Source organism: Rhizobium sp. P1_E1, from assembly GCF_056406015.1.
This window is the reverse complement of sequence record NZ_JBFUAY010000215.1, coordinates 1-6,977: the sequence shown is the minus strand read 5'-3', so window position 1 is coordinate 6,977 and position 6,977 is coordinate 1. Positions and strand designations below refer to the sequence as shown.

Annotated in this window: 7 protein-coding genes and 1 pseudogene; 2 read left to right on the top strand and 6 right to left on the bottom strand. The window is 61.6% G+C overall.

The window, feature by feature from the left end:
- A partial coding sequence (locus AC1D1Z_RS31790; RefSeq protein WP_477852820.1) for a LysR substrate-binding domain-containing protein occupies positions 1-589 on the top strand: 589 nt, incomplete at its 5' end.
- 6 nt (positions 590-595) lie between these two features.
- Here AC1D1Z_RS31790 and AC1D1Z_RS31785 read toward each other — a convergent pair.
- The 3 genes from AC1D1Z_RS31785 to AC1D1Z_RS31775 form a co-directional block, all read right to left on the bottom strand.
- Complete coding sequence (locus tag AC1D1Z_RS31785; RefSeq protein ID WP_032998819.1) at positions 596-1,237, bottom strand: TetR/AcrR family transcriptional regulator; 642 nt, start codon at positions 1,235-1,237, stop codon at positions 596-598.
- Positions 1,238-1,461: 224 nt separating this feature from the next.
- On the bottom strand, positions 1,462-1,878 hold the full coding sequence (locus AC1D1Z_RS31780; protein ID WP_454284181.1) for an MAPEG family protein: 417 nt from the start codon (positions 1,876-1,878) through the stop codon (positions 1,462-1,464).
- Positions 1,879-1,991: 113 nt separating this feature from the next.
- Complete coding sequence (locus AC1D1Z_RS31775; protein ID WP_477852817.1) at positions 1,992-2,747, bottom strand: SDR family oxidoreductase; 756 nt, start codon at positions 2,745-2,747, stop codon at positions 1,992-1,994.
- Between the two features lie 92 nt (positions 2,748-2,839).
- On the opposite strand from AC1D1Z_RS31775, the gene AC1D1Z_RS31770 reads away from it, so the two are divergent.
- Positions 2,840-3,757 (top strand): LysR family transcriptional regulator, encoded by a 918-nt coding sequence (locus AC1D1Z_RS31770; protein ID WP_047621906.1) that lies wholly within the window; start codon positions 2,840-2,842, stop codon positions 3,755-3,757.
- A gap of 8 nt (positions 3,758-3,765) precedes the next feature.
- Here AC1D1Z_RS31770 and AC1D1Z_RS31765 read toward each other — a convergent pair whose 3' ends face one another.
- From AC1D1Z_RS31765 to AC1D1Z_RS31755, 3 genes and pseudogenes are all read right to left on the bottom strand, one after another.
- Positions 3,766-4,320 (bottom strand): hypothetical protein, encoded by a 555-nt coding sequence (locus tag AC1D1Z_RS31765; protein WP_131605784.1) that lies wholly within the window; start codon positions 4,318-4,320, stop codon positions 3,766-3,768.
- 2 nt (positions 4,321-4,322) lie between these two features.
- The gene (guaB, locus tag AC1D1Z_RS31760) at positions 4,323-5,807 is read right to left on the bottom strand and encodes an IMP dehydrogenase (protein WP_018244933.1); all 1,485 of its coding nucleotides are present in this window, start codon (positions 5,805-5,807) and stop codon (positions 4,323-4,325) included.
- Positions 5,808-6,086: 279 nt separating this feature from the next.
- A pseudogene (locus AC1D1Z_RS31755) lies at positions 6,087-6,911 on the bottom strand (MBL fold metallo-hydrolase); the annotation flags it as partial.
- Between the last annotated feature and the right edge of the window lie 66 nt (positions 6,912-6,977).

Sequence of the window (6,977 nt, the reverse complement as noted above, 5' to 3'; positions counted from 1 at the left end):
GCTCTATATCGTCTGCGAGCCCTCGGTGGATCTTGCCGAACGCATGCATAAGGGCGAGCTCGACATCGCGCTCGTCACCCACAATCCGCGCGAGCGCATGTCCGATGTGGTGAGAACCGAGCCGCTCTGCTGGGTGGGTTCGGCCAACCATCCGATCCGCGACGATGCGCCGGTGCCGCTTGCCGTCGGCCGGCGCGACTGCCAGTGGCGCCAGCTCGCCTGCTCGGCGCTCGATGCTGTCGGACGCGAGCACCAGATCCTGTTCACGAGCTGGTCCTGCACCGTCGTTGCCGCCGCCGTGCTTGCCGGCATGGCGGTTTCGGTGATGCCGGAATCGGCGCTGCGGACGGGCATGAAGGTGCTGAGCCAGGCGGACGGCTTCCCGGCGCTGCCGCCGGTGCAGATCGGCATCATGAAGCGACCTGGCGTTTCGCTCTCACTGATGAACGCGATCACGGCGCATATCACCGCCTGCCTCGACAACATCACGCCCACTGTCGTCGACGACACGCTCGAAGCGGATGTCAAATCCGCTCAGGCGCGCCTTTATCCGCGGCTGAAGGCGGCCAATATGGTACCAAGCTGGTAAGAGCTCTCAGGCGGCGCGCGACACGGTCGCAGTGAAAAGGGAGGCGCGGATGACGCGCTTCCACTCATCGAGCATACGCCGCGCCAGGCCCTCCTCGCTCACGGCGGCAAGCCGGATGACGGCGCCGATCAGGTGGCTGAACAGGTAAGTGCGCGCATACATTTCTTCGTCGCAAAGGTCGGGAGCCAGCTGGCGCACGGCGTCACGGAAGATGCCGGCGACGTGACCGCTATGCTCGATATTCAGCTGTAACAGATCCTGATCGGTCTCCGTTCCCATCCAGACGCCGAGATAGACGGGATCGTTGTGGTAGGAATCGTAATACCAGTCGATGGTGGCGCAGACGACATCCAGCGCCTGATCAAGTGACTGTACGCCGGTGAACATCGCCGCCATCTTCGCCTGGATCGCCGAGGCGTGCTGGTCGAACAGGGCTTTGACGATCGCCGCCTTCTCCGGGAAATACTGGTAAACCGAACCGATCGGCACCTTGGCGGCGGCGGCGAGCTCCGTCATCCGCATGGCGCTGACGCCCTTTTCGGCGATGATCTTGGCGGCGGCGGCGAGAATGAGGTCCAGCCTCTGGATGCTGCGCTCCTGCTTCGGCTTCCTTCGCAGGCCTATCCGATCCATGCTTTCCGCGCCCATGTCGTTCCCATTCTTTTTGTTCGCGGCGGAAGGCATGTGCCAAACCACCGCGTCGGGCCGATATGACATGCAGGTCTTCATCCGCCGTAAATGGAAACGTTCGCATTTTAACGGCCGGTAAAAGCGTGTGTAATCGCGATTTCAGGCTGCGGTTTTGTCGCCTCACAACCAGATCCAAGCGGTCTCGTCCGCACGATGATTGATAGGCAAACCCGCCCGCCGCCTCAGCTCATCACCATCCATGCGCCGAGCCAGGCCCACATGGCGGCCAGAGCCAAATAACCGGCGGCGAAGATCGGGCTGCGATAACGCAAGTCGTTGCTGGTAACATGGATGGCGGCGTGTGCGTAGCGCAGGGCGACGAAGGCCCAGGCGAGGCCGAGGGCGACGAGATTGTCGGCCTCGGTGACATAGAGAAGAATGCAGCAGGCGTAGAACAGCACAGGCAGTTCGAACTGGTTGGCGAGGCAGTTCTTGACGACAAGGCTTTCGGCCGGCTCGTCACGATTTTCGCGATAATCCGATTTCGCGATGGTGCCGGCGCGGACCATTTTTGCGCGCCGAAGCCCAAGAAGCGCATAAAGACCATAGACCAGGGCCACATGGGCGAGGAGTGGCCAGAAGATTTGATAACCGGTCATGTGTGGCCGTTTCCTTTCCGCTTCCGATTTCGACGCGAGCATTAGTCGAAAGACGATCGGGATACCAGCATCGGCGGCCCACCATCAGAAAATTGGCGGGCCGCCGGATTTCATCACACCTGCGCGGCGCCGCCGTCGGCGAAGAGTTCGGTACCGGTGACGAAGCTCGAATCGTCGGAAGCGAGAAAGAGTGCGGCGGCGGCGATCTCTTCGGCGCGGCCGACGCGCCCCATTGGCACCTGCGTTGCGAGATAATCGAGCAGGCCCTGCTGTTGCACCTCATCCTTGCCCGCGAGTTCGACGAGACCGGTTGTCTTTGTAGGACCGGGGCTCAGCGTATTGATACGAATGCCGCGATCCTTGAGATCGAGGATCCAGTTGCGAGCGAAGCTTCGTAGCGCGGCCTTCGAGGCGGCGTAGACGCTGAAGGCCGGAGTACCGGTCGAGCCCGCCGTCGATCCCGTCAAGATAACCGATGAGCCCTGACCGAGCAGCGGCAGCGCCTTTTGCACGGTGAAAAGAACACCTTTCACATTTCTGTCGAACGTGTCGTCATACTGCTCTTCGGTAATTTCGCCGAGTGGCAGCATCGAACCACCGCCGGCATTGACGAACAACACATCTATCCGGCCGGCTTCGGCTTTCACGCGTTCATAAAGCCGGTCAAGGTCCGCCAGCTTTGCCGAGTCCGCCTGGATGCCAACAACCTTACCCCCTATCTCCGCAACGGCCGCGTCGAGCACGTCCCTGCGCCGGCCGGTCACGAAAAGCTGGGCGCCTTCGGCGGCGAAACGCTTGGCAGTCGCAAGACCGATGCCCGACGTTGCGCCAGTAATCACTGCAATCTTTCCACTCAACCTCTGTGTCATTGTCGTCTCCTGTTGTTCGACCAAGGCTGAGATATGGACGCGACGAACGTTTCGAAATAGAAAGAAATGAAAGCTATTATTACAGGAATGAAATGACGAAATTTCCGGATTTCGAAGGCCTCGCAATGTTCGCCAAGGTCGCCGAAGAGCGTTCTTTCGCCCGCGCCGCTAGGACGCTCGGTGTGTCGGTGCCTACCGTTTCGCGGGCTGTCAGCCGGCTGGAGGAGAGACTTGGCGCACGGCTCTTCAACCGCACCTCGCGGCAACTGGCGCTGACGGATTTCGGCTTGCGATTGGTCGACAGTGCCTCGCGGCTCTATGCGGAGGCAGAGGCTGCGGAAAATGCAGCGCGCGAGCTGTCCAGCCAACCGCGGGGGCTTATCCGGCTTGCCGTGCCGATGGCCTTCGGCACACGCTGGCTGGCGCCGATCCTGCCCGACTTTTTCGACCTCTATCCCGATATTTCTATCGACCTGCATATGAGCGACGCCATCGTCGACCTGGTGGGAGACGGTTTCGATGCTGCCCTGAGAATTGCCGTTCTGCCGGATTCCTCATTGGTCGCCCGGAGGCTGACAGCGGTCGCTCCGTTCATTCTCGCTGCACCGGCGTACCTCGATAAATACGGCGCGCCGCGGCACCCGCGCGAGCTTAAGGCTGACCATTGCCTAGGGTACGCCTATCGGCCGCGCCAGGACGTCTGGCGCTTTCGCAATAAGGCAGGCGAAGAGGAAGTTGTCGTGCCGGCCGGTCCGTTGCGCTCCACCAATTCGCAAGCCTTGATTCCGATGGCGTTGCACGGCCTTGGAATTGTAGAGTTGCCGGAATTCATGGCGCATGAATATCTCGCCGATGGCAGGTTGAAAGCGATCCTCGCCGACTGGACGCTGCCGAGCGGAGCACTCTATTTCGTCACGCCCTCTGCCCGGGCTCGGCCTGCGAAGGTGGAGGTGCTCTCGGATTTCATGGTGGCGCGGCTTTCAAATCCGACGTGGCGGTGGACAGGCTGATAGCACCCTTAGTCTTGGCGCGGTGAGAGCCAGCGGGCGATGGCGAGCCGGGCGATGAGGATGAAGCAGATAGCAAGGCTTGCGAATTTCAGCCGCGTCATCCACGGCAGCAGCTGTGTTGCAAGGCCTGAGGGCGTACCATCGCCGAAGGCGATCAGGCTCGAGATGTTCTCGCCGTAATCGGCGATGCCGTAGATGAACGGCAGCAGGTAGACCGCCTTGCCGACGAGCGGATGCGCCGATCGGCCGAACCATGCGCCGCCGGGACCGAGCTTGAGGAAGGCGAGAAACAGCAGCGCCGTCAGCAATGCCGGAAAGATCAGCTCCGGCCCGAAATACATGGCGCGCAGCAACCTGGTCGCCGTCTCGTTCTCATCGAGCAGCTTCTGCATATGGAAGACCGCAGACTCGTCGTAACCGGCGAAATAGGTATCGAGCACCGCCTGGCCGGTTTCGTGCTTGAACGGAACGACGAAGCCGAAGGTCGTCCAGGCGAGCACGGCAAGACAGAGGGCTGCGAGCAGCGCGACGATCCAGAGAGGAATCCGGCTGCCCGCCTTCATGATCAGAGGCCGGCGCCCGGATAGTTCGGGCTCTCGCGGGTGATCGTCACGTCATGGGCGTGGCTTTCGCGAAGACCGGCACCGGAGATGCGCACGAACGTGGCGCGGTCCTGGAAATCCTTGAGGTCCTTGCCGCCGACATAGCCCATGGCCGCTTTGAGGCCGCCGGCGAGCTGGTGGATAACACCCGAAACCGGTCCCTTGTACGGCACCTGACCTTCGATGCCCTCAGGCACGAGCTTCAGCGTGTCTCGCACCTCGGCCTGGAAGTAACGGTCGGCCGAACCACGGGCCATGGCGCCGACGGAGCCCATGCCGCGATAGGCCTTGAAGGAGCGTCCCTGGTAGAGATAGACCTCGCCCGGGCTCTCATCGGTGCCGGCAAGCAGCGAGCCGATCATGACGGCGGAAGCGCCGGCGGCAATCGCCTTGGCAAGATCGCCGGAGAACTTGATGCCGCCATCGGCGATGACGGGCACGTCCTGATCATTCGCGGCCTGCACCGCCGACATGATGGCGGCGAGCTGCGGCACACCGACGCCGGCGACGATGCGCGTCGTGCAGATCGAACCCGGACCGATACCGACCTTGACGGCATCGGCGCCGGCATCGATCAGCGCCCTGGTGCCGTCATAGGTGGCGACGTTGCCGGCCATGATCCGCACCGAGTTGGAAAGCTTCTTGACGCGCGTGACGGCATCAAGGACGCGCTGCGAGTGGCCATGGGCGGTATCGACGACCAGAAGGTCGACGCCGGCCTCGATCAGCCGCTCGGCACGCTCGAAGCCATCATCGCCGACGCTGATGGCGGCGGCAGCGCGAAGCCTGCCCTGCGCATCCTTGGAAGCGTTCGGGTTCAGCTGCGACTTCTCGATATCCTTGACGGTGATGAGGCCGACGCAACGGCCTTCGGTATCGACCACCAGCAGCTTCTCGATGCGATGCGAATGCAGCAGGCGCTTGGCCTCCTGTTGATCGACGTTTTCCTTGACGGTGACCAGTTTGTCCTTGGTCATCAGCTCATGGATCTTCTGTTCCTGATCGGTAGCGAAGCGGACGTCGCGGTTGGTCAGGATCCCGACGAGGCGGCCGGACTTCTCCACGACAGGGATGCCGGAAATGCTGTAGGATTTCATGAGCCCGAGCGCATCGGCAAGCGTCGCATCGGGGCCGATCGTCACCGGATTGACGACCATGCCGCTTTCGAATTTCTTCACTTGCCGGACCTGCTCGGCCTGCTCGATCGGCGTCAGGTTGCGATGAATGACGCCAAGGCCGCCGGCCTGGGCCATGGCGATCGCCAGGCGGCTCTCGGTGACGGTATCCATGGCTGATGAGATGATCGGGATGTTGAGTTCGAAATCCCGGGCGATGCGGGTGGAGATATTCGTCTGGCCCGGCATGACCTCGGAATGTCCCGGCTGCAGCAGCACGTCGTCGAAGGTAAGCGCGTCTGCGCCGGTTGCCGTTTCAATGATGCGTGCCATGGCCAAATTCCTTCATTTAATAAAAATGCGACCCTGTCCGGAAACGAATCGTCCGCCCCGGCGGTCTGCATGGGTTGCTTGGAAGTTGGCGAGGGCTGGTAACACGTCTATGACAGGAAGGAAATAGCAAAAAGCCCGGCATGCCCGCCAGGCTCGTCATGGGTGCCATGCGCCTGGAGCATTGCGGGAAAAGCGCTCAGCGATTTTCCGTTCGGAATTGCGTAAAAACAAAGGGTTAGAGCGGTCCAGTGCTTCCGTGAAAGGCTGAACCGCTTCGGATCAGATGTCGAACTGATAGGTCTTCGGCACGAAGCGATAGCCGCCATCCTGCCTTTCGACGAAGCCGACCGCCGGGAACGGCATGTGATAGCCAAGGAAGGCGATCTTCTCGCTCGCAATCATCTCGAAAACCTTGCGGCGCGTGGCCGCAGCCTGCGTCTTGTCCATGTCGAAACGCACCTCCCAATCCGGCCGCAGCAGCGACAGGATATAATGGTTGGCCGTATCGCCGGTCAGCACAAGGCGTTTGCCCTCGGATTCGACGTGGAACACCATATGCCCCGGCGAGTGGCCGGCCGCCAGCATCGCCGTTATGCCGGGCGCGACGCTATCACCTTCCTTGACGAAGGTGATCTTTTCGGCGAGCGGCACCACATTGGCGAGCACCGCCTTGTGGCCGCCCTCGGCCGGCGTGCCCTCACGCGCCTTGTCCGACCAGAAATCATATTCGGCCTGGCCGACGACATAGCGGGCATTCTTGAAGGCCGCCGCGCCGTCTTCCATCAGACCGCCGATATGATCGCCGTGCAGATGGGTCAGCGCCACAAGCGTGACGTCGTCGGCCGAATATCCCGCCGCCTTCAGGCCTTCGGTCAGTTGGCCGGCGCCACGTGCGCGGCCGCTGGCGCCGAACCCGGTATCGACGAGGATGACATCCGAACCGGTATCGATGAGAGCCGGCGTATAGCCATTCATGAACTTGTCGGCTGGCAGGAAGTTTGCGGTCAGCAACGCCTTGACGGTTTCGGGGTCCTGATTGGTGCCGAAGGTTTCATAGGGCTTTTCGACAATGCTGGTGCCATCGCGAACGACGGTGAACTTATAGCACCAGCATTGTCGAAAAGCCCTATGAAACCTTCGGCACCAATCAGGACCCCGAAACCGTCAAGG